The organism is Chryseobacterium potabilaquae (assembly GCF_902728265.1).
Classification (GTDB): Bacteria; Bacteroidota; Bacteroidia; order Flavobacteriales; family Weeksellaceae; genus Chryseobacterium; species Chryseobacterium potabilaquae.
This window is the reverse complement of sequence record NZ_CACVBR010000144.1, coordinates 1-525: the sequence shown is the minus strand read 5'-3', so window position 1 is coordinate 525 and position 525 is coordinate 1. Positions and strand designations below refer to the sequence as shown.

Below are 525 nucleotides of genomic sequence, written 5' to 3'. Positions count from 1 at the left end.
TTTCTAAGAGCTCAGAAAGATGATACACTGTTCTATAGGTAAAGACTTCTTTAACACTTAAGGATAAGGATAATCGTTTTCGTAAACGACTCACGAGTTGGATACTGATGATACTGTCTCCTCCCAAACTGAAGAAATCATCATGTAAACCGATACTTTCTACAGGTAAGCCTAAAACCTCACCATAAATTGCTGCCAGATCTCGCTGAAGAGAAGTCTCTGGTGCTACATACTCTTTATCTCCTGTGAAGTTAGGTTCTGGTAAGGCTCTTCGGTCCAACTTACCATTAATCGTAAGAGGAAGTTCTTCCAAATGAACATACACAGAAGGAACCATATATTCAGGAAGTAATCCTGATAAATGTACTGACAGCTCTTCATGATTTAATGCCGCATCTGACACATAATAACCTACTAAGTATTTTAACCCTGAACTATTCTCCTTTGCCAGTACAACACTTTGACGAATACCTTCATAGCTCAATAAGGCGTTTTCTATCTCTCCTAATTCTATCCTAAATCCTC

The 525-nt window shown here is 38.3% G+C and carries 1 protein-coding gene; it reads right to left on the bottom strand.

Translation table 11 applies throughout. The features are described 5' to 3' along the window. Positions 1 to 525: phosphopantetheine-binding protein (locus CHRY9293_RS18565; protein WP_162034330.1), on the bottom strand; the 525-nt coding region annotated here is incomplete at both ends.